At 53.6% G+C, this 19,270-nt stretch carries 17 protein-coding genes; 12 read left to right on the top strand and 5 right to left on the bottom strand.

Annotation, left to right across the window (positions count from 1 at the left end; genetic code table 11):
* Window positions 1–151: 151 nt before the first annotated feature.
* Complete coding sequence (locus tag Ga0123461_RS08575) at window positions 152–847, bottom strand: type 1 glutamine amidotransferase (protein ID WP_100277955.1); 696 nt, start codon at window positions 845–847, stop codon at window positions 152–154.
* 41 nt (window positions 848–888) lie between these two features.
* On the opposite strand from Ga0123461_RS08575, the gene Ga0123461_RS08570 reads away from it, so the two are divergent.
* Window positions 889–1,836: an anthranilate phosphoribosyltransferase gene (locus tag Ga0123461_RS08570; RefSeq protein ID WP_100278759.1), complete on the top strand. Its 948-nt coding sequence runs from the start codon at window positions 889–891 to the stop codon at window positions 1,834–1,836.
* Between the two features lie 2 nt (window positions 1,837–1,838).
* A complete protein-coding gene (locus Ga0123461_RS08565; RefSeq protein WP_100277954.1) occupies window positions 1,839–2,393 on the top strand; it encodes a DJ-1 family glyoxalase III in 555 nt (184 codons plus the stop codon).
* Window positions 2,394–2,422: 29 nt separating this feature from the next.
* Here the strand turns inward: Ga0123461_RS08565 and Ga0123461_RS08560 are convergent, their stop codons facing one another.
* On the bottom strand, window positions 2,423–2,743 hold the full coding sequence (locus Ga0123461_RS08560; RefSeq protein ID WP_100277953.1) for a heavy metal-binding domain-containing protein: 321 nt from the start codon (window positions 2,741–2,743) through the stop codon (window positions 2,423–2,425).
* A gap of 113 nt (window positions 2,744–2,856) precedes the next feature.
* On the bottom strand, window positions 2,857–3,183 hold the full coding sequence (locus tag Ga0123461_RS08555; RefSeq protein WP_100277952.1) for a hypothetical protein: 327 nt from the start codon (window positions 3,181–3,183) through the stop codon (window positions 2,857–2,859).
* A 101-nt stretch (window positions 3,184–3,284) separates the two neighbouring features.
* On the opposite strand from Ga0123461_RS08555, the gene trmB reads away from it, so the two are divergent.
* From trmB to carA, 5 genes are all read left to right on the top strand, one after another.
* Window positions 3,285–3,986 carry a tRNA (guanosine(46)-N7)-methyltransferase TrmB gene (gene trmB / locus Ga0123461_RS08550; RefSeq protein ID WP_100278758.1) on the top strand — a complete coding sequence of 234 codons (702 nt, stop codon included), beginning with the start codon at window positions 3,285–3,287 and terminating at the stop codon, window positions 3,984–3,986.
* 125 nt (window positions 3,987–4,111) lie between these two features.
* A complete protein-coding gene (locus Ga0123461_RS08545) occupies window positions 4,112–4,456 on the top strand; it encodes a hypothetical protein (protein WP_100277951.1) in 345 nt (114 codons plus the stop codon).
* Between the two features lie 106 nt (window positions 4,457–4,562).
* Window positions 4,563–6,545 (top strand): excinuclease ABC subunit UvrB, encoded by a 1,983-nt coding sequence (uvrB, locus tag Ga0123461_RS08540; RefSeq protein ID WP_100277950.1) that lies wholly within the window; start codon window positions 4,563–4,565, stop codon window positions 6,543–6,545.
* Window positions 6,538–9,837 carry a DEAD/DEAH box helicase gene (locus Ga0123461_RS08535; protein ID WP_100277949.1) on the top strand — a complete coding sequence of 1,100 codons (3,300 nt, stop codon included), beginning with the start codon at window positions 6,538–6,540 and terminating at the stop codon, window positions 9,835–9,837. Before uvrB ends, Ga0123461_RS08535 begins: the two co-directional genes overlap by 8 nt.
* A 196-nt stretch (window positions 9,838–10,033) precedes the next feature.
* Window positions 10,034–11,152, top strand: a complete 1,119-nt coding sequence (carA, locus tag Ga0123461_RS08530; protein WP_100277948.1) for a glutamine-hydrolyzing carbamoyl-phosphate synthase small subunit — start codon at window positions 10,034–10,036, stop codon at window positions 11,150–11,152.
* A gap of 29 nt (window positions 11,153–11,181) precedes the next feature.
* Here carA and Ga0123461_RS08525 read toward each other — a convergent pair whose 3' ends face one another.
* Window positions 11,182–11,832 carry a hypothetical protein gene (locus tag Ga0123461_RS08525; RefSeq protein ID WP_100277947.1) on the bottom strand — a complete coding sequence of 217 codons (651 nt, stop codon included), beginning with the start codon at window positions 11,830–11,832 and terminating at the stop codon, window positions 11,182–11,184.
* A 124-nt stretch (window positions 11,833–11,956) separates the two neighbouring features.
* On the opposite strand from Ga0123461_RS08525, the gene Ga0123461_RS08520 reads away from it, so the two are divergent.
* Window positions 11,957–12,616 carry a site-2 protease family protein gene (locus Ga0123461_RS08520; protein WP_100277946.1) on the top strand — a complete coding sequence of 220 codons (660 nt, stop codon included), beginning with the start codon at window positions 11,957–11,959 and terminating at the stop codon, window positions 12,614–12,616.
* 59 nt (window positions 12,617–12,675) lie between these two features.
* Here the strand turns inward: Ga0123461_RS08520 and Ga0123461_RS08515 are convergent, their stop codons facing one another.
* Window positions 12,676–13,005 carry a hypothetical protein gene (locus tag Ga0123461_RS08515; RefSeq protein ID WP_100277945.1) on the bottom strand — a complete coding sequence of 110 codons (330 nt, stop codon included), beginning with the start codon at window positions 13,003–13,005 and terminating at the stop codon, window positions 12,676–12,678.
* Between the two features lie 194 nt (window positions 13,006–13,199).
* Here Ga0123461_RS08515 and Ga0123461_RS08510 point away from each other — a divergent pair, with 194 nt between their 5' ends.
* The 4 genes from Ga0123461_RS08510 (at window position 13,200) to lipB (ending at window position 19,108) form a co-directional block, all read left to right on the top strand.
* Window positions 13,200–14,525, top strand: coding sequence for a thiolase family protein (locus Ga0123461_RS08510; protein ID WP_100277944.1), 1,326 nt, complete (start codon window positions 13,200–13,202; stop codon window positions 14,523–14,525).
* Window positions 14,513–16,618, top strand: coding sequence for a 3-hydroxyacyl-CoA dehydrogenase NAD-binding domain-containing protein (locus Ga0123461_RS08505; RefSeq protein WP_100277943.1), 2,106 nt, complete (start codon window positions 14,513–14,515; stop codon window positions 16,616–16,618). Before Ga0123461_RS08510 ends, Ga0123461_RS08505 begins: the two co-directional genes overlap by 13 nt.
* Window positions 16,605–18,398: an AMP-dependent synthetase/ligase gene (locus Ga0123461_RS08500; protein WP_100277942.1), complete on the top strand. Its 1,794-nt coding sequence runs from the start codon at window positions 16,605–16,607 to the stop codon at window positions 18,396–18,398. Before Ga0123461_RS08505 ends, Ga0123461_RS08500 begins: the two co-directional genes overlap by 14 nt.
* Before the next feature lie 98 nt (window positions 18,399–18,496).
* Window positions 18,497–19,108: a lipoyl(octanoyl) transferase LipB gene (gene lipB / locus Ga0123461_RS08495; protein ID WP_100277941.1), complete on the top strand. Its 612-nt coding sequence runs from the start codon at window positions 18,497–18,499 to the stop codon at window positions 19,106–19,108.
* Window positions 19,109–19,270: the final 162 nt, after the last annotated feature.

Here is a 19,270-nt window from a genome sequence, read left to right as displayed (position 1 = left end):
ACTGACTTTTATTCCTTCATTCTAACGTAATGGCTAGTTATAACCGAAAAATAGTCCAAATAAAAGACCGGGCCTTTCATTATCAATCTGCTTTACCCCCGAGTCGTTAACAGAGTAGGTCAAAACAGAGGTGTAGAGATAACAGTGGCTGTTAAGGTGCGATCTCTTTAAGCCAGTTGTTAACCATATTTCTACAGAAGTTCTGCATCGATCCGAGATAGAGTGAACTCTCCCTGTGCAGCAGGCTGATGCCTTCGGTGCCGAGAAAAGCACGTTCGCTTTTACCATATTCAATCCACGGCCTGATGGTTGATTCGTCGACCTCGACATGGAACTGCAGGCCGTACTGCGCTTTACCCAAACGGAATGCCTGTGAGGGAACATCGAAGTGGGTGGCGAGCAGTGTCATGGCATCGGTTAATGAGAAGGTTTCACCATGCCACTGGAAAACGGGCAGGCCGTCCACCATATCTTTGAACAGAGGGTCGTTCCCAGTTTCAACTGTGTGATAGACCGGATGCCAGCCCAGTTCGCGAATTGGTGATGCAATAATTTCAGCGCCGGAAGCTTTGGCCATGATCTGTGCACCAAGGCATACGCCGAGCATCGGCAAGCCTCTATCCAGTGTCTCTCTAACCCATGCCAGTTCACTCAGGATATAGTCGATTTCATCATTGGCCGATTGCGGGCCGCCCATAATGATGATGCCGTTAAAACCAGTGGAATCAGGGAGGGGGGCGCCCTGATCCAGATGAATTGTAATCAGTGTGTGACCCGCCGATTGAATGACCTCGCCAATCAGTGCGGGCGGCTCAATGTCCAGATGTTGAATCACAAGAAAGCGCATCCGACTAGCATAGTCACCAGATGATGTGGTACAAGTCGGATATGGATATATCACCCCTGATCAGTCGCGTGGCGCGCGGCAAAAACGGTTCGGAAAACCTCACTCAGGAGGAGGCCAGGGCTGTCTTCTTGCAGCTCTTAACGCCCGATGCGGATGCGTTGCAGCTGGGGGCATTCCTGATCGCCCAGCGCATGAAGGGGGAGACCTCGAATGAACTGGCTGGATTTGTTGAGGCGGCGCGTTCACGTATGGGTGGTTTTGGCGCCACTGTTAGCCCTGCTGGGGCAGTTGATCTTCCCTGTTATGCGGGCAAGCGACGGGCAGCTCACGCCTATCTGGCCGCGGCACTGAAGGCCCGCGATGCCGGAGTTCCTGTGTTTGTGCATGGCGTCGAGCAGATTGAAGGACGTGTGACCGCATGGCAGGTGTTGCAGGCTGCGGGGGTGAAGCGGGCGGTTACGCTTGCAGAGGCTGCCAGCCTGCTGGGTCACGAAGGTATTGTTTATGTCGACCTGGCCGATCTCTGCCCCGACCTGTTTCGCATCTACCATCTGCGGCCCCGCCTCGGTGTACGCTCATTCGCCAACAGTGTGGCACGGCTGCTCAATCCCCTGCAGTGCGAAGGGCAGCTGAATGGTTTTTTTCACACTCCTTACGCCGATTATATGAGCGGGGCCAATATGCTGCTGGGGCAGGAACGCTCACTGATTTTTATGGGGGCTGAAGGGGAACCGGAGCTCTACGCCGATCGCCAGAAGATCATCGCCAAACAGCAGGGTGATAAAACAACCCGTGTTCGCTACCGGGAGGCGGGGCTAGATCCCTATCCGCGTGAAGCGTTGGATTTATCACTTCTGCAGCAACAAAACTCGGCTATCATGACCGGTGTGTTGTCCGGGCGTGAAGCCGCGGTTATGCAACGCATGGGGCAGGCATTTACATGGGCTTCGAAGGGTGTTTTTCCCGAAGATTGGAGTGAGGAGGTTTAGCTATGGCAAAGGTGCTGGTTCCGTTCACCAATGGTGTGGAAGAGGTTGAATTCGTGGCTGTGGTTGATCTGCTCAGGCGAGCAGGTGTGGAGGTCTGTACGGCAAGCCTCGATGGCGAGCCGGTTACAGGGCGTTCCAATATCACCATTGAGGCTGATGCGGCGCTCGCCGAGGTGATGAATCAGGAATGGGATATGGTGGTGCTGCCGGGCGGACTTCCGAATGCACACCTGCTGCGCGACGATGCCAATGTGAAGGCGGTTGTGACACGGATGCGCAGTGAAAGAAAATCAATTGCCGCGATCTGTGCCGCACCTACAGCACTAGCCGCGTACGGCATTACCGCAGGAATGAGGGTAACCTCTTACCCCTCATTTCAGTCTGAGATGGAGCAACTGCAACCCTCATCCGTCTATGTTGATGATGTGGTGGTTGAGGATGACTTCCTTATTACCAGCCGCGGGGCGGGTACGGCCGTTGAGTTTTCCCTGCGCCTGATTGCCCGGCTCTGTGGAGAACAGAAAGCAGAAGAGATAAAGCTCTCCATCGTTGGTTGAGCTAGGGGCGCATATGCGGCCCCGATTATTTAACCAAGAGTAACAGCAGTGCCGCTGACACTGACCATCATCATGCTGCCATCCTTGCCGATCACTTCGTAGTCAATGTCGATACCGACAATAGCATTGGCACCCAGTTCGGTTGCACGAGTCTGCATTTCCTCAAATGCGATGGTACGCGCGTTGGCCATTTCTTTCTCGTAAGCGCCGGAGCGGCCACCGACAATATCGCGGATGTTTGCAAACATATCGCGGAAGATATTGGCGCCGAGAATTGCTTCGCCGACCACTACACCTCTGTAGTCGCTGATCGGTTTACCTTCGATGGTTGGGGTGGTACTTAACAGCATATTGAACTCCCTGATTCCATTAACGTTTCAACTGTCCCGACGATGCTTGCACATCGCGGTGGTGTCATTTGTTTGATTGCGGTGATGTCTCTGCTGATGGATCGGGTTGTCTGTTAAAACAGCCCTTCACCTTTGCGCTTAACCTTCGCAGTTACACCTTCAGCGGAGCAGGAGAGGTGAATGGTGGTCAAATCAAGCGGCAGTGAGAGTGGTTTGCTGAGATTCATCTCACCTGAAAGCGATTTCACACCATCGGTAATGACTTCGAATGGGATTTTGGAGCAGTCACCCGAACCAACCAGAACGATACGGGCCATTTTGCTTTCACTGGAGATCACACCCGGTGTGCCGTGATCAATGGTATATGCATATTCACCAGCATTTGCGGCGCCAGAGGTGAATAGCAGCGCTGTAGCTGCAATAATAGTTTTTTTCAGCATGGACATTCTCCCTGAGGTTTTATCGCATGATACACAGACAGGCGTTTAGACCAAGTCAGTTTTCTGTTGGCTAACGGTGTCGAAGCCGTACCATGCGGCGCATGCGATTGTCCAAAGAGTTCCGTGATCAATTTATTCAACATGAAATGCGCACGCACGGGCGCAAAAATGGTTTTGTTACCGATGGGCAGGAGGCGCGCCTGCTGAAGTGGCTGCCTGTGATTGGGTTACCAAAAGAGAAAACGCTGGCTGATGCTAATCTGCCTGAAGGTACGCCGCTGGTGATGGAAATCGGTTTTGGGAACGGTGATTTCCTCGTGCATCTGGCCCAAACCCATCCTGACTGGCTGCTGATTGGTGTCGAGATTTACCTGCCGGGTGTCGCCAAGGCGGTATGCCGCATGGATGATGCAGGTTTGATCGAACGTTGCCGCATTACACAACTGCCGGCCCAGTTTGTACTGACCAATCAGGTGGCTGAAGAGCAGCTCGATGGTATTTTTGTCAATCATCCCGATCCATGGCCTAAAGTCCGTCATCATAAGCGCCGTATCATCCAGAAAGATTTTGCAGCATTGATGGTTAGCCGACTCAAGAAGGGCGGTTTTATCAAGCTTGCGACCGACAAACCCGATCTGGCTGAGTGGATGCGTGATATTCTTGATGTCACGCCAGGGCTCACCAATGTGGCGGGTGTCGGTGGGTTCATCGAACGCGATGCTGATCGTCCTGAGACCAAGTTTGAACAGCGCGGTATTAAAGCCGGTCGCATCAGCCAGTTTCTGCACTATATTAAAGCGTAGCCAACCAGGCTGTGGATAATACACCCAGTGGTGGAAAACTGCTGCTGACGCGGGGTGACGGTTTTCGCTAGTGTCGGCTTGCAGGAGAGATTTATTGGTCCTGAATTGGGCTTAAGGAGAGAAATATGAAATATCTGGTAGCAATGATTGCGATGGTCTTCGCAATAAGCGTCAACGCAGCGCCATCTATGGCCGGTTCTGACAAGGAACGTTCCGTAAAAAGTGAAAAGCACAAGAGTGGTGATCGCTATGAGAAAGGCGAAAAACACAAAGAAAAGAACAAGGATCGCCGTAAGGACAAGGATTCCGATAAGGATAAAGATAAGGATCAGGCGCGTGACAAGGATCAGGATAAAGAGCGGGATAAGGATGCTGTTCAGGAGCGGGATAAGGAGAGGGAACGAACCCATCGCGGCGAGCCATCGCCTAAAGCTTCGGATAATCCATCCAAGCGCTGGTGGCAGTTTTAAGGGTCAAGCGGTATTGAATCAAAGGGGCCTTCTAGCGAAGGCCCCTTTTTTATTGTTTTCTTAAAACGGGACTGGTTTCCTCTATCTTCGGGGTTATAGTTGCCTGATGCGTTTTGAACTTGCCGGAGACTTTGAACCACGTGGTGACCAGCCACAGGCGATAGCCGAACTTGTTGCGGGTGTCGAAGCTGGCAGCCGCCATCAAACCCTGCTGGGTGTGACCGGCTCGGGTAAGACCTACACGATGGCCTGCGTCATAGAGCAGACCCAAAAACCGACCCTGATCATGGCTCCGAACAAGACGCTGGCAGCCCAGCTCTATGGCGAGTTTAAGCAGTTCTTCCCCAATAATGCGGTGGAGTATTTTGTCTCCTATTACGACTACTACCAGCCGGAAGCCTACGTGCCGTCGAGTGATACCTATATCGAGAAGGACAGTGCGATCAATGAGCAGATCGACCGCATGCGTCATGCCGCTACGCGCGCACTGCTGGAGCGCGAGGATGTGATTATTGTTGCCTCTGTCTCCTGCATCTACGGCCTGGGCAGCCCCGAAGCCTATGCCGGCATGCTGCTCTATTTCGAGGTGGGGCGGGAAGTCGATCAGAGAGTCGCGATCAATAAACTCGTTGAGCTGCAGTACCAGCGTAACGATACCGATTTTCATCGCGGCACCTTCCGGTTGCGCGGTGATGTGCTCGAAATATTTCCGGCCCATGCCGAGGATTTTGCGCTGCGCGTTGAATTTTTTGGTGATGAGGTGGATGCGATCAGCAGCTTTGATCCACTCACCGGCAGGCGCAATGAAAGCCTGCATAAATATACCGTTTTCCCCAAAAGCCATTTTGTCACACCGCGCGATCAACTGGTCAAAGCGATGGATGCGATTCGTGATGAGCTGGCCGAGCGACTGGCCGAGCTATATGACCAGAACAAGCTGGTGGAGGCGCAAAGGCTGGAGCAACGCACCATCTTTGATCTGGAGATGATCCAGGAGGTGGGCTACTGCACTGGTGTTGAGAACTACTCACGACATCTGACCGGCAGCCCCCAGGGCAAGGCGCCACCGACCCTGCTTGATTACCTGCCCAACAATGCGCTGGTGATGCTGGATGAGTCGCATGTCACGGTGCCGCAGATTGGTGGCATGTTCAAAGGCGACCGTTCGCGCAAGCAGACGCTGGTTGATTTTGGATTCCGCTTGCCATCTGCATTGGATAACAGGCCGCTGCAGTTTCACGAATTTGAGGCGGTGGTACCGCAGGCGATCTATGTCTCGGCTACACCCAGTAATTACGAGATGGAGAAGTGCGAAGGCGTGATTGTTGAGCAGATCATCCGACCGACAGGTCTTGTCGATCCTGAGATCGAGGTTCGTCCGGCGACCAGACAGGTTGACGACTTCATCTCTGTTGCAAACGAGACCATTGCTTCCGGTTTCCGCGTATTAGCGACCTGCCTGACCAAGCGGATGGCCGAGGATCTGACCGAATACCTGAACAATCTCGATATGAAGGTGCGCTATCTTCACTCCGATATTAATACGGTGGAGCGCATGGAGATCCTGCGCGACCTCAGGCTCGGGGTATTTGATGTGTTGATCGGTATCAACCTGTTGCGTGAGGGGCTCGACCTGCCGGAAGTCGCTCTGGTCACGATCTTCGATGCCGATAAGGAGGGGTTCCTGCGCTCTGAAAGGTCGCTGACCCAGACCATTGGACGTGCGGCCCGTAATATCGAGGGGCGGGTGATCCTTTATGCCGATAAGGTGACCGATTCAATGCAGCGGGCTATGGATGAGACGGCACGCAGGCGTGAAAAGCAGCTGGCTTATAATGCTGCGCACGGCATTACACCGACGACCGTGAAGTCATCGATTAAGGATATTCTCGGTTCAGTTTATGAGATGGATTACGGTCAGATTCCCGAGGTTGCCGAGTCAAAACCGGCTACAGAGGCTGACAAAAAACAGCGCATGCTGGAGTTGGAGCGGCTGATGACTGAAGCCGCCGCTGACCTGCGCTTTGAAGATGCAGCTAAATATCGCGATGAGTTTTTATGGATAAAGGAGCAACATGTCTATGGCTGAGATGCCGGAAATGACCGAAGCACAGATCCGAAAATGGGTTGGAAAAGCGACTGCTGCAAAGGGCAAAGAGCTTTTCGAAAAGGGTCGAATTAATGATTTCGATCTGAATGAGGGTGGAAAGAGCGTGGTGGCCAGTGTGCGTGGCGATGATCGCGTACCTCTCCAGGTACAGGTCTCCCGTTCTGATGAAGCCTTGACCCATAGCCGGTGCAGCTGCCCTTTGGGCGAGAAGTGCAAACATGTTGCAGCCGTACTCTATGAGTGGATGGATGAGCTGGAAGGTGGTGAAGCAGAAGCGTCGTCGCCTCCAGTCGGCCCTTTTGCCTTTGGCCAATGGCTGGGAGCCCTAGAGAATGTCAAAGATGGAAGTGCACCGACTACCGAGTACTCCGATGGCATCAAGCAGCGGCTGATCTATATTCTTGAGCCGGACGGGGATCAGGATGTGCGCCTACACTTTGTGACTGCCAGACTTCTTAAATCCGGCGGTTACGGTAAAGCGGTGCCCTATGATGCGGCCAATATCCTGCAGTACAGCGTGCCACAATATATCCTCTCATCAGATGAGAAGATTCTCAGGGAAGTGGCTACGGATCGCTCGCTATCTTCCTTGCGTGGCTACCGAATTAAGGGTGAAGAGGGGCTGGGCATCCTCAAACGGGTGCTCTCAACCGGGCGCTGCCACTGGAAGGATAAGGATCATCAGGCCATGAAGCGCGATGACAAGCGAAGAGGCGAATGGCAGTGGAAGCTCAACAGTCGAGGTGACCAGCATTTGTCACTGCAGATGTCGCAGGATGAGATGATCGTGCCGACTTCTCCTCCCTGGTATATCGATGTGCATGCAAACCTATCAGGCCCGATCGAGACCGGGCAGCCGTCGACTGTGGCCGAGATTCTGCTCAATATGCCTGCGGTGGAGCTGGACTGTGACGATGATGTGATAGCCAAAGTGACTGCGCAACTGCCAGTTGGTGTGCCGGGGCCAGTTCGCCTGACACATGAGCAGCGACAGGTCAGGCCACTGCCGCTGGTTAAGCTTTATACGAAAAAGTTGGCCCAGCGTTGGGGGCACCGGACGCCGGATCTGTGCCATGTAGTTGAACTATGGTTCGATTATGACGGTAAAAAGACACCTTATTGCACCGATCCGGAGGCCATCCGGGCTATCCGCGGAGAGAGGGTGATTGACTATCATCGCGATATGGATGTTGAAAGGGAGGCGTTCGAAGCCTTTGAGGTGGCCGGACTTCTGCCGTTAGCGGAACAGGAACTGGCTGAACTTTTCGATTTCGAAGCTCAGATGTTTACGCTTGATAATGAGAGCTACTGGCCGGAATGGATGCTCTATGAGGCGCCAGAGTTAGAGGAGAAGGGCTTTACGCTTGAAGTGGCCGACAATTTTGCATTTCAGATTGAGCATGCTACGGGCTGGCAGCTCGATATTAACCAGAGAACCGGAGGGCAGGGCAGCGGCTTGATGGGACAGGCGAGCCTTACGGTCACGCTTTCGGATGGAGAAGAGGTTGACCTGATCTCTGCCATGGGAAGCTGGGTAGGAAAGCAGCCTGAACTGCTGAGCAATGAGTCGCTGGCGTTGTTGAAAGAGAAAGAGCAGGTGCCACTGCCACTGCCAGACGGACGATTGCTTTCGGCGCCGGGTGAGATGGTCGCAAATATCCTGCGTTTCATGCTCGACGTATTTGCCGGCGATAAAAAAACAGAGGAGGTGGTGCTCAGTGCGCCACAGCTGTTGGCGCTGGAGGAGAGCATCAGTAACTCTGATGTGCCGGTGCAGATCAGCAGCAGCGCATGGCTCAAGCATATGAAACAGCTCTCCGATATCAGCACGATACCCGAGTGCGATGTGCCGAAGGGGCTTAAAGCTGACTTGCGCGATTATCAGCTGGCTGGATTAAGCTGGATGCAGTTTCTGCGTGAGATGCAGTTGGGTGGCATTCTTGCCGATGATATGGGGCTTGGTAAGACGGTGCAGGCGCTGGCCCATATTCTCAAAGAGAAGGAGGATGGGCGCCTTGAGTCTCCGGCGCTGGTCATTGCGCCGACCAGCCTGATGCATAACTGGCGGCGAGAGGCGAAAAAGTTTGCCCCATCCCTTTCAGTGCTGGTGGTGCATGGACCGACGCGTGCCCTGCACTTTGACCAGTTGGATTCATTTGACCTAGTGCTAACGACCTATCCGCTTCTGGCCCGTGATTTCGATACGCTGGTAGAGCAGCAGTGGCACCTGCTGATTCTCGATGAGGCTCAGAATATAAAGAACCCACGAGCCAAGGGCTCACAGCTGGTGCGCAAACTGCATGCCAATCACAAGATCTGTATGACCGGCACCCCGATGGAAAATCATCTCGGTGAGTTATGGGCTCAGTTTGATTTTCTGATGCCTGGTTATCTGCATGATCAGCGTAATTTCACCCGCCTGTTCAGAAAACCGATTGAAATTCAGGGTGATATAGCAAGGCAGGATGCGCTGAATGTTCGTCTTCGCCCATTCATGCTGCGTCGAACCAAGGAGCAGGTGGCGCTGGAGTTACCTCCGAAGACGGAGATGATCCGTAGTATCGAAATAGAGGGCGCGCAGCGCGAACTCTACGAGAGTGTGCGGCTGGCGATGCAGAAGCGGGTGCGCGATGCTGTGGCATCGATGGGGTTGGCGAAGAGCCAGATTGTGGTGCTAGATGCCCTATTGAAAATGCGGCAGGTCTGCTGTGATCCACGTCTGGTCTCCGGTATCAGTCATGATGAGGCACCGCCATCGGCCAAGCTGGAGATGCTACTCGATATGCTTCCTGAGATGATTGAAGAGGGGCGCAAAGTGCTGCTTTTCTCTCAGTTTACTACCATGCTCGCATTGATCGAAAAGGAGATGATCAAGCGCAAGATTGGTTATGTGAAGCTGACCGGGCAGACGCGTGACCGAGAAACGCCGATTGAGTCGTTCCAGAACGGAGAAGTGCCACTGTTTCTGATCAGCCTGAAGGCGGGTGGAGTGGGACTGAACCTGACAGCTGCCGATACCGTGATTCATTACGACCCCTGGTGGAATCCGGCGGCTGAGGCTCAGGCGACTGACCGTGCCCATCGTATCGGTCAGGACAAGGCTGTATTTGTCTATAAACTGATTACCGAAGGAACGGTGGAGGAGAAAATCCTCGAATTGCAGGAGCGTAAACGACAACTGGCTGAAGGTGTCGTTCATAGCAGAGAGGGGGCTCAGAATTCATTGTGGTCTCCTGAGGATTTCGACATGCTCTTCTCCCCGCTGACGTAAGGTGATGGCTTTTTGGGTTTGCAGCTATTTCTATCGCTCAAGTTAAAAGCAACCCCATTGCTTGGTTGTGGATCAAATCCTATCGCGCCCGCTAAAAGCAACACCCATTGCTTTTAGCGGGCTTGCTCCATTTGACTCGACTTAGGCTTCGTTTTTTCGTACCCTGCGCCGGGTTTAACAGTGAGGTGTTTTAGCGATGGCAAAGGCGATTTTGGCACTGGCGGACGGCCGGGTTTTTCACGGCGAAGCATTCGGTGCGACAGGTAATACGGTTGGAGAGGTCTGTTTCAACACCTCGTTGACTGGCTATCAGGAGATTCTTACCGACCCATCGTATACCGATCAGATTATTACCTTCACCTATCCGCACATCGGTAATGTCGGTGTCAACGATACAGATATGGAGTCCGATGGTGTCTCTGTTCGTGGCTGCATTGTGCGCGCACCTTCCCGCACTACCTCCAACTACCGTGCCGAGTCCGATCTGAACAGTTGGCTTGTTGACAAGGGCATCGTAGGTATCTCCGGTATTGATACACGTGCACTGGTTCGGCACCTGCGTGATAACGGCGCACAGAACGGTGTGGTCGCATCCGACGGCATGAGTGAGGCTGATGCAGTGGCCATGGCTAATGGTTGGCAAGGTCTGGAAGGACGTGACCTCGTGGGCCAGGTCAGCTGCAATGAGGTTGGTGAGTGGAAGCAGGGCGGAAGCTACGACTTGGATGCCGCTGCGTTTACCTCTCCTGAAGCGAACAAACATGTGGTTGCTTTCGATTTTGGCTGCAAACGCAACATTTTCCGTAAACTCGCCGACCGTGGCATGAAGGTTACCATTGTGCCGGCACAGACCACCGCAACTGAGATTCTTTCGATGAATCCTGACGGTGTTTTTCTCTCCAACGGACCTGGTGATCCGGCAGCTGTTGGTTATGCAGTTGAGGAGATTCGCAAGCTTCTGGATTCCGATGTTCCTATCTTCGGCATCTGCATGGGGCATCAGCTATTGAGTCAGGCGCTGGGCATGTCTACCTTCAAACTGAAATTCGGACACCGTGGCGGCAACCATCCGGTTAAGGATGAGACTACGGGCAAGATCGAGATTACCAGCCAGAACCATGGCTTTGCTGTGGCCGATGATAATATCCCCGATTCTGTTGAGATTACCCATCGCTCACTTTTCGACGGTACTGTTGAGGGGTTAAGGGTGAAGGGGCGTCCGATCTTTTCAGTGCAGTATCATCCTGAGGCGAGTCCTGGGCCACAGGATGCAGACTACCTGTTCGACCGCTTCTCCTCTTTCATCAACAGCTGATTTGTAGCAGAAAACCCGGTGGGCAATCATCAGGGGCTGGAAGGTTTTCCGTATAGCTCCTGAAAGCGGGGTTCCGGCATCACTATCGGCATGATTTCACCGCTGTCGTTAAGCTGTTTCCACAATTTATCCGCTTCTCCCTTCTCCATTGGCGGGAAGGTAAAGCGCCATGAGGGGATAGGGACGGTACGCTGCTGATAGCGGAATTCCCTGCCAATCTCCCTCAATCGTGCTTGCATCCCTTCAGCAAAGTGCGTTTGATAGAAGCGTCCGAGGCCGATGAGGTATGTGTTTTCTTCTGCTTTAATCACTGTGGTTTCAATGCCGTGGTTGCGCCAGATTGCGCTTGCCGTTGATGCCTCTGCACTTGATTTGTAAAGCGTGGCATCGTCGAAGGCATGCAGGGTCACATCCTCCTGATTGCGAATCGTGATCGGCTCCAGGCCCATCGATTTAAGCAGTTTTGTCAGCGAGTTGACCGCTTCCCGGGATATCACCCTGCGCGTTATCACCCGCCACACTGTTTCGACACCCTCAGGCTGAAATGCACCGCTATGCGGTTGCGCAGGCATGGGGATGCGTGCCGCTGCAGGTGCCGGTGCAGGTGCCGGCTTCAGCCAGGCCAGCCAGGCCAGCAGCACGAACAGCAGCAGGAGGAATATGCGAACCACTTTTTTCATGGCATGGATACTATAGGCAATAACGAAAAATTCTCTGCCGGGCTGAAACGCATGAATCAGGAGATGAATTTACCGCTGTTTTCTGGTCTACTGCCTGCTCGAAATGTAAGAGGTGATAACGAGAATGGATATCGATGGGATCATTCAGAAAATCAGTATCTGGGCGCTGCCGGTGTTGCTGGCCATTATTCTGCATGAGGTGGCGCACGGCTGGGTGGCTGAGAAGCTGGGCGATAATACCGCCCGCTGGATGGGCCGCCTGACACTCAATCCGATCAAACATATTGATCCGGTAGGCACTATTTTGATTCCTCTCGGGCTTGTACTGCTCGGCTCGCCGTTTCTGTTCGGATATGCCAAGCCAGTGCCGATCGATTTCCGCAAGCTTCACAACCCCAAGCGGGACATGATCTGGGTGGCGTTGGCAGGACCTGCAACCAACCTGATCCTTGCACTGCTCTCAACTGCACTTCTGGCGCTGGTAATGACACTGCCGACATCGCTGTTCTGGATCATTGAACCGCTGGCATTGATGTGTCAGGCCTCGATTATCATCAATATGGTGCTCTGTATCTTCAATCTTATTCCATTGCCACCCCTGGATGGAGGCCGCATTGCCGTAGGGTTACTGCCTGGGCCAATGGCCTGGCAGCTCTCGCGTCTGGAGCCCTATGGTTTTATGATCATTATCGCACTACTTGTTTTTGGCGTACTGCAGAATGTCATCGGTCCGATGGTGATGGGCAGCTCTTTCTGGCTGATTAACCTAGTTCTACCGGTGTGAATTGAAAACGCACTATCGGTTAGGAGGTGCGCTCCGATGGTGCGTATCTGGCTTGGTTGCTACTGTCCCTGAATCGAGCGCATGCTATAAACCTTTACGGGCACGAAGGAAGGGGTGCTGCTTACAGTTGCTCCAGTCGTGTCAGTTGTTGAAGCTTCACTCGGGGGGCAATAACCTAGTATGTCACCATGTGCCAGGTGCGCTTCGACAGCGGGTTCTCCAATCTCGATGTTCTGCACGTTCTCAGGATTTCCTGGAGGAAGGTGGCAAATCGCCACTTTTTCAGTATGTCCACTAGCATAGGCATTGCTGACTGTGAGTGCTGCAATTGCGGCAACAGTAAAGATACGTGATATAAATCTGATACTATTACTATTAACGTTTTTCATTTGCATCCTCCTTGGTTATAGAAGTCACTTTCCGTGACTGCATACATGTTGCTGACAGTGGCCGGCATTCAGGAATGCTGCTGTGTTTTAAATCACATCTCACATGACTATTTTCACAGAGTAATAGGCTCGTGCCTTGCTTGCAGGTTCACGCCATGTAGGCTAAACATAGGGTATGGTTTGCAGGAGATAGTATGGCAAAACGAAGCGTGATGCAGGGCAATCCAACCGAAGTGGTGGTGGTTGCCGGCATCCGAACGCCGATGGGTAAAGCCGGTGGTGCTTTCAACCTTTTGAGTGCAGTCGATCTCGGGGCGATGGCGGTTCGCGAGGTTTTGGCCCGTTCTCCGGTGCGCAGTGACGATGTCGATCAGGTTATAATCGGCAATGTGATTCAACCCTCCGATGCGGCCAATATCTCCCGTGTGATCGCACTTACTGCAGGTATTCCTCGTGCCACACCAGCCCATACCGTGCACCGCAACTGTGCCTCAGGCATGCAGGCGGTGACCGATGCAGCAGAGAAGATTCAGTCAGGGCGTGCCGATGTGGTGCTGGCCGGTGGCGTGGAGTCAATGACGCATGCACCGCTTCTGTTTCACGATCAATTCAGGGCAGCGATGGCCAAGCTTCCCAAGGCAAAATCCATACAGCATAAACTTGCCGTATTTGCCGAGATCGCCCGTGCACCATGGAAGCCGCGCATTGCCCTGCTTGAGGGGTTGAATGATCCGACCGTCAATATGGGGATGGGGCAGACCGCAGAGCTGTTGGCCCGTGAGTTCGCCATCTCCCGCCGTGAGCAGGATGAGTTCGCACTGCAAAGTCATCAGCGGGCTGCTGCAGCCTGGGATAGTGGCTGGTACGATGATGAGGTGATGCGCCTGTTTGCACCGCCATCCTATGCTTCGATACATCGCGATGAAGGGATACGCAACCAGAGCATGCAGGCACTGGCAAAACTTAAACCCGTATTCGACAGGCCACTTGGCACCGTGACCGCAGGTAACAGCTCACAAATCACCGATGGGGCGGCGATGCTGATTCTTGCCAGCCGTGCAAAAGCAGAGGCGGAGGGATGGCCGATCATGGGCTATCTGCATGACTGGGCCTACGCAGGCTGCGACCCCGAGCGCATGGGGCTGGGGCCGGTATACGCTACCCACAAACTGCTCTCCAAATATAACCTATCTATCAGCGACCTGACCCGCATGGAGATCAATGAAGCCTTTGCCGTACAGGTACTGGCCTGCCTGAAAGCGATGGACTCGGAGAGCTTTGCTTCTGAAAAACTGGGGCTAAGCAAGCCGATGGGAGTGCCCGATATGGGGCAGCTGAATGTCAATGGTGGTGCGGTGGCATTGGGCCATCCGGTTGGTATGAGCGGTGCAAGACTAATTCTGACGATGCTCAGGCAGCTGAAAAAGGATGCCGATGGTGGATTGGGTGTTGCCACGCTCTGCATTGGTGGTGGGCAGGGCGGTGCGATTTTGGTCAGGAGCGAACCATGGAAGTCGTAAAGCTGATTCAACAGAAGGATGAGGCGCGGCTCCGTTTTGAGCGCACCGACAAATCGGTCAATGTGCTTGATGAGTTCTGCATTGCCCAGCTTGAGCAACATCTCGACACACTGGAGAAGAATCCACCAAAAACGCTTGTGCTGGAGAGCAGCCTGAAAGGCTGTTTCATCGCCGGAGCCGATCTGGAGATCATAGCCGCCGTCACCGACAGGGCAGAAGCGACCCGGCTGGCCGAGCGTGGTCAGTCACTCTGCCGTCGCATCGAAGTGCTACCATCGGTTTCTATTGCACTGGTCAATGGCGCCTGCATGGGCGGTGGCCTAGAGGTGGCGCTGGCATGTGACTATATCGTGGCTGTGGAGGGGAAAAAGACACAACTTGCTCTGCCAGAAATCAAGATCGGTATCCATCCGGGATTTGGTGGCTGTGTACGGCTACCCAAACGGGTTGGCTGGATGAGGGCGGTGGAGATGATCCTCAGCGGTTCGGCAGTGGATGCGAAACGGGCACACAGGATCGGTCTTGCCGCACTTAATAGTCAGCCAGAGCAGTTGGATGAAGCGGTTCGTTATCTGGCCGCCAAAGGCAAGGTGAAGGTACGCAAATTCAACCCGTGGTGGTTGAAGCTCTGGCCTGCAAAGGAGCTGTTTTTTCAGCAGGTGGAGAAACGCGCTTATGCCCGCCTCAAACATCTTGATGTGGAGTCGGCCTATCCGGCGGTTCCTGCTGCGATTGCGTTGCTCAAAGAGATTGTTGATATGTCTGATGGGTTGGCATTGGCTCGCGAGGCTGAATCGCTGGGCGAACTTGCTGTTACGCCGACCTGTAAGAACCTGATTCGGGTATTCCATCTCGGAGAGTCCCTGAGAAAACAGCAGGCAGCATCACGCGGTCGTAAAGCGGTAGCCGGATTTAAGAAGACGGCTGTGTACGGTGCGGGTGTGATGGGTGGGGGTATCGCTTGGGTGGCATCAAAAACGATGAGTGTCGACCTGCATGAGGTGGCGGCAGAACCTCTGGCGCGTGGCATGAAAGGGATTGGCAGACTTGCAATTCGCAGGGGAAGGATCGATCAGAAGAGACTATCCCGAATCCGTCCGGTGCTTGATGCCAGTGGCCTTACCGATGCCGATGTGGTGATTGAGGCGGTAGTTGAGGATATCAAGGTCAAACGCAAGCTCTGGATGGCAGTGGGTAAAGAGGTGCCGAAGCAAGCGCTGCTACTCTCCAATACCTCCTCACTCTCTATTTCCGAGATGCAGTACCGACGCGCCAATGCAGGGCGCATCGCCGGGCTACACTTCTTCAATCCGGCACCGAAGATGCCTTTGGTTGAGGTGATTGCGGGCGAAAAAACATCTGAGGAAACCATTGATAAAACCTGCGCACTGGCGGCTTCATGGGGGAAATACCCGGTCATCGTAGCAGACCGTCCGGGGTTTCTTGTTAACCGATGCCTGATGCCCTTTATGGTGGCTGCGCTTAAACTGGTTGAGGCCGGCCAGAAGCCTGAACATGTGGATGGAGCCCTGAAGAACTTCGGCATGCCGATGGGGGCAATTGAACTTGCTGATCGGGTGGGGCTGGATATCTGCCACCACGTAGGCGCCCATCTGGCTGAAATGCTGGAGATCGAACACTCCGAACGCTTTAGCATGCCTGAATGGTTTGCTCGTATGGTTGTTGACGGCCTGCTTGGGGAGAAATCGGGTAAAGGCTTCTTTGTCTATGAGAATGGTAAGCAGGGAGGCCTCAACCCAGCTCTCGTCACCTACCTTCCGGCTGCGAAGGTGGTCGAACATGAGGGCGACGCTGATATTAGCATCAATGGCTCGCCAATGAAAAACAGCGATATTATTGATGCCTGCCTGATTCCAATGCTCATCGAGGCACTGAATTGTCTGGCTGAAAGGGTGGTGGATGATCCGGTTCATCTGGATGCGGCCTTTATCTACGGTGTCGGTTTCCCGCCATTCAGGGGGGGGCTGCTACGTTATTTTGCAGCTCGTGAAAGCTCTGAACTAAAAGAGAAAATAGAGCAGCAGGGGTATGTGGTACCCGTGAACTTGAAGGTGCTTGATGGTTTCAGGTGATCACAATGCTCCCAAATGTTCAGGTCTTGCGCAGGCGGAGAAGGCGCAATCGCTCTCCGACCTGCTGTTCGCCTCACCCCCTGACTGGCTCGATAAACCGATGCTTCGTTTTCGCCAGCCCGATGGCAGATGGAAACAGTGGAGCCGGATCAGGGTGCAGCATGCAGTGCTGCGTGTCGCCGCATGGCTAGAATCGAAGGGGGTAAAAGCGGGCGACCGGGTTGGTATTCTTGGCCACAACTGCCCGGAGTGGTTTGTCGCCGATTTTGCTATACTGAGGTTGGGAGCAGTGACTGTGCCTGCCTATTTTACCGATCCGCCCGAGGCGGTGCAGTACGTCTTCAATGATGCCGATGTTTCCGCCATATTTGTGGAGGAGGGGGCACAGCTGGAGAAGCTGGAGGGGGTGGATAAACCGCTTCTGCCATTTCACGGTGAATCCAACTCTATCAGTGCGGTTGCCCTGGATGAGAACTGGGATAATCATCTGCAGGCTTCAAGCCCCAATCGTAAGCAGTTGGCAACCCTTATTTATACCTCAGGTACGACCGGCTTCCCCAAAGGGGTGATGCTGACCCATGACAACCTGCTCGCCGATGTCTCCGCAGCCCTTGGTGGTGTCGCAGTGTTCCCGGAGGATCTCTTTCTCTCTTTTCTACCCACATCGCACGCTTTTGAGCGGACTGTTGGCCATTTTCTGCCAACTGCCTGCGGCTCTGAGATTGCCTATGCCGAAGCTGTGACGACGCTGCTGCGTGATATGCCAGATGTGAAACCGACGATTATGATCTCAGTGCCTCGGCTCTATGAGAAGATCTATACGGGTGTACAGACCAAGCTGGCAGAAGGGCCAGCGATCAAACGCAAGCTGTTTAATCTTGCGCAGAAGCTTGGAATGGAGCGCTTCGAGCTGAAACAGCAGGGGGAAGACCTAAGCGGTGGCAAAGCGTTGCTCTGGAGCCTTCTCGATAAGCTGGTCAATGCCAAGCTGCGCGAAAAGATGGGTGGGAATATTCGCGGTTTTATCTCCGGTGGAGCGGCGCTGCATCCGGATATCGCCCGCTTTCTTCTGGCTGCTGATATCATGGTGTTGCCGGGCTACGGGCTGACTGAAACCTCACCAGTGCTTTCGGTTAACCGTTATGGCGCGATCAAACCGGAAACTGTGGGTCCTGCGCTTCCCAGAGTGGAGTTCAGAGTGGCCGAGGATGGTGAGCTTCTGGTCAAAGGCCCGATGGTGATGCAGGGCTACTGGAAGAAACCGGAGGCGACTGCAGAGGTGCTGGATGTCGGTGGGTGGCTGCATACCGGCGATATTGTCGAGATCGATGACGATGGTTATGTGAAGATAGTCGATCGCAAGAAGGAGATTATGGTGCTCTCCAATGGCGAGAATGTGCCACCTGCGGTGATCGAGCAGCACCTGACACAATCCCCAGCCATACTGCAGGCGATGGTGGTGGCCGATAACCGACCCGATGTAGTGGCGCTGGTCGTGCCTGATGTCGATGGTGTGCGCAGGCTTTGGCAGAAGACAATGAATGAAACGTTACCGGAGAACTGGCGTCAAAATGAAAGGGTACACCACTGGATGCTGATTCAGATGCGCAATGAAGAGCATGATCTTTCAAGTTTTATGCAGGTGAAACGTTTTGCGTTTCTTGATGGGGAGTGGACACAGGATGCAGGTCTTCTGACGCCGACCTTGAAGTTGAAGCGGCGCAAGATTGCAGAACTCCATGCTGACCTGATTGCAGGCTTGTACCCCAAAGAGAAGTGACCCACACTATGATTACCACGGTTTGAAGGTGTTCGCTTCTCAGCATTATATTGCTAGAAATGGATATACAGCTGAAATGCCCTTTGTAGTATGCGAAAATGAGTGATTGGGGACTTGCATACAAGTGGCTGGGGCGTCGGGCCTATGAACCTGTCTGGCAGGATCTCTCAGCGTGCGCTGATGCGGTTGCCAGAGGTGTTGGTGAAGAAGTCATCTTCGCCTGCGAGCACGAACCTGTTTATACCACTGGGCGTCGCGGTATCGATAATCGTCTGGGTGAAGCTCTTCCCGCACCTGTCGTGCATACGGATCGGGGCGGAGAGATGACCTTTCATGGCCCCGGCCAGATCATGCTCTATCCGATCATCAATCTCCGTAGTAGGGAGATCGGGGTAAAAAAGTATGTTTCTCTGCTTGAGGAGTCCTGCATCCAGCTGCTCAACGAGTTTGGCATCGGAGCAAAACGCAACTGCGGCTTTCCCGGTGTCTGGACCGAACGCGGCAAGATTGCAGCGCTCGGTGTGCGTGTAACACGCGGCGTGGCCTTTCACGGCATGGCTCTGAATGTGAATGTCGATCCCAAATGGTTTGCTGCCATCAGTCCCTGTGGGCTTCAACTCGGAGTGGCCAGCATCTCCGACTTCACCGCGCCACTGCCGCCAATCGAGCTGGCGGATCGCTGGCAGTTTCACTTGCAACCACTGTTGTAGAGATACCCGCCCCAAAGGACTGCTTCCACCAAAAGTGGCTAGCCGACCATGAGATAGTCAATTTGAAATATTTGATTGAACTGTTATTGTCTCTAGCAATGCTTACCGGAAACAAATTGGAAACAAAGGTAGCAGGCCGTTCCTCAATTGTAGCGCCTGTTG

Origin of the sequence: Mariprofundus aestuarium, assembly GCF_002795805.1 — a bacterium.
Lineage (GTDB): Bacteria > Pseudomonadota > Zetaproteobacteria > Mariprofundales > Mariprofundaceae > Mariprofundus > Mariprofundus aestuarium.
Note: the sequence above shows the minus strand (reverse complement) of the source record. Positions and strands in the feature narration are given on the sequence as shown.